Source organism: Protofrankia coriariae, from assembly GCF_001017755.1.
GTDB classification, from domain to species: Bacteria; Actinomycetota; Actinomycetes; order Frankiales; family Frankiaceae; genus Protofrankia; species Protofrankia coriariae.
On record NZ_JWIO01000001.1, the window covers coordinates 219,718 to 222,920 of the forward strand.

Consider the following 3,203-nt stretch of genomic DNA (forward strand, 5'->3'; position numbering starts at 1 on the left):
CCGCCGATCCGGTCGAGGCTCGGGCCCTCGCCGCCGACGTATCGGGTGACCTGTTCGAGCTGGTCGGTCGGGACGTACAGGCGGTCACCCTTCGCATATTCGAGGACGAGGTACTCGCGGGTGGCGCCGGCGACGGTCCGGGTCACCATCTCGATGTACCGGCCGACCCCGTGGGCGTCGTGGACGACCAGGTCGCCGGAGCGCAGCGCGAGCGGGTCGATGCCCTTGCGGCGCCGGTGCGGCATCCGGCGCATGTCACGGGTGGTCACACCGCGCTGGCCGGCGAGGTCGGTCTCGGTCAGGACCGCGATGCCCAGCAGGTCGCTGGTGAAGCCGCTGCCCAACTGGCCGCAGGTGACCGTGGCCACACCACGGGCGATGTCGGCGTCCTCGGCGAGGCGGGCGCCGAGGTCGGCATCTCGCAGCAGCTCGACGAGCCGCTGCGCGGGGCCATGCCCCTCGGTCACCAGCAGGACACGCCAGGAGTCGGCGAGCCAGCCCTTGATGTCCGCGAGCGCCCGCGCGGTGTCGCCGTGGTAGGCGGCGGCTGGCCGCAGGCTGGAGACCACCGTGTGGTCGTCAAAATCATCCTCGCCGGTGGCCGCGTCCCACGCCTGGTAGCCATCGGGACGGCTGTCGCCGCCCAGGCCGCCCCCGGCACCCCCGGCACCCCTGGCCCCGGATGCGCCGCCCTCCAGCCGGTCACCGCCCAGGTGGTCGTCGATGGTGACGCCGGAGCCGCCGAACGGGCCGATCGACCACCACGGCAGACCGATCTCGATGGCCCGCTGACGCACCTGCGCGATCGAACGATAGGCCGCCGCGCCGAGATCGATCGGGGCGCTGCCGCCGGCGGCGGCCGTGCTCCAGGACGCCTCCAGGAACTCGTGGCTCGTGCGCACCAGCTCGGTGGCCCGGGCCCGGACCCGCTCCGGGTCGCACACCAGCACGTGCGTGCCGGCGGGCAGCTCGTCGAGCATCAGCACCATCTCGTCGCAGAGCACCGGCGCGAGCGCCTCCATGCCCTCCACCGGGATGCCGTCCGCGATCCTGTCGAGCATGTCGAGCAGTTCGGGATGCGCCTGTGCCAGTTCCCGGGCCCGAGCCCGGACCGGTGGGGTGAGCAGTAGCTCACGGCACGGCGGCGCGAACAGCTGGCGCCGTCCGTCCCGTCCGTCCCGGCTGTTCTGGCCGTCGGACGGGCCGGACAGCGCCCGCTGGTCGGCCACTGAGAACGGCCGGATGTCCTCGACCTCGTCGCCGAAGAACTCCACCCGCAGCGGATGCTCCTCGGTCGGTGGGAAGACGTCGAGGATGCCGCCGCGCACCGCGATCTCGCCGCGCCGCTCCACCAGGTCGACCCGGTGGTAGGCGACCCCGACGAGCCTGTCCACGACCTCGCCCAGGTCGGCGCTGTCACCGACGGCCAGCGTCACCGGTTCAAGGTCGCCGAGGCCGGCGACCTGGGGCTGCAGGACGGCCCGCACCGGCGCCACCACGACCGACAGCGGCGGCCGGCCGGTGCTGTCGGGGTGGGCCAGCCGCCGCAGCACGGCGAGGCGCAGCCCGACGGTGTCGGCCCGCGGGGACAGCCGTTCGTGCGGCAGGGTCTCCCAGCTCGGGAACACCGCGACCGTGTCGGGATCGATCAGGCTCGACAGCGCCGCGGCGAGATCGTCGGCCTCCCGCCCGGTGGCGGTGACGGCCAGCACCGGCCGGCCGCCCCGGNNNCCGGCCGGCCGCCCCGGACCGCGAGCGCGGCGGCGGCGAACGGGCGCAACGCCGCCGGGGCCGACAGGTCCAGCCGGGGCTCACCGACCGCGGCGACCGCGCGTGCCAGGGCCGGATCCGCACCCGGAGTGGTGGTGAGGGCATCCAACAGCGGGGCGAGGGTCATAAGAGCGTCCGAACCTCTCGGGAACAGCGCACATTACAGACGAACGACAAACTGCAAACAGGACACAGCGTCACGGAGTGGGTCACTGCTGGCGTACCGGGCTGTTCCCCGCGGGACGGCGCCCGGCCTACAAGCCACCCCACGTACACAAGCCCGGCATACACAACCGCGTTCTCCGTTATTTTACGTGCCGGGGAATCGGCGGACTCAGGACCACCTCCGTGGCCCGCCGAACGCCCGGCTCGCCACCCGGGCAACCGCCCGCCGCGACGCCGACGGCCCATGGCCCATGGCGCGCGCCCCGCGGAGTCCCGCCCCACGCCCGCCGGGAGTCCTGTCCGGCATCCCGCGGGGGCTCCAGGCCGCCGGGTCCGTCCCAGATCCACCCAGCGTCCTGCCCTCACCCCTGCGGGAGCCCTTCTGGATCACTGTCCGTGCCCGACCGCGGCCGCTGTGGACGAGGCTCACCCCTGCTTGCCGCTGGGGCGGGCATAGCGGTCGGTGACCTCGGCGTCGACCACCGCGCGGCGTGCGGTGTCCGCCAGCGGTCGGCCCGCCGAACCTGCCGCGGCCGCTGGGCTTGCCGTCCCTGCCGGTGCTCCGCCGCGGCTGGCCGCGCTGTCGGCGGGGCCGAAAGCGGCATCCTCCCGCGACAGGCCCGACGGTACGGTGGCGCGTGGCACGGCCGTGGCCGACGCGGCAACCCGTGACACGCCGAAGCCCCGGTCGGCGGACCGGCGTGTGCCGAAACGTCCGTCGTGCACCACACCCACCATCCGCTCGGCCAGGGCCGGCCAGTCCCGCAGGACCCGCGCGAGTTCCCTGATCCGCGTCCGGCCGGTCGCAACCACGATGACGACGTCCGCCTGCATGGCGGACGCCGCCGTCATCGGAAGATCGACAAGAGCGGGCGTCAGCACGATGACAAGATCGACGACCGGTGCCCGGTCAGCCAGGATGGGCGCGAGGCCGCCGGGACGGGCCGCCCGGGCCTGCGCGACCCGGTTGTACAGCACATGCCCGCTGCCGGCACCGGACGAACGTGCCATGCAGGTCGGCTCGTGGGCCCACCGGGGCAGCTCGCTGGACACGGCGGGTGGCAGGCGCTCCAGGGCCCCGCGCACGTCCGGCTCCGGCGAGGCGTCCAGGACCAGCACGATCCCCTGGTCGTCCGACCAGCTCGCCGCCACCGCCGTGACCAGGTCAGGTGCCAAATCACCCCGCCCGGCCGGTGTGAGGGCGATGACCTTCCCGGTCGGGGCCAGCACGGAGGCCATGGCGGCGACCAGCCGGTCGGCCGGCGGGG

General features: G+C 74.3%; 1 pseudogene (running past one end of the window). It reads right to left on the minus strand.

Annotation, left to right across the window (positions count from 1 at the left end):
- A pseudogene (gene mfd / locus FrCorBMG51_RS00925) lies at positions 1–1,897 on the minus strand (transcription-repair coupling factor); it reaches 1,860 nt to the left of the window's first position.
- Between the last annotated feature and the right edge of the window lie 1,306 nt (positions 1,898–3,203).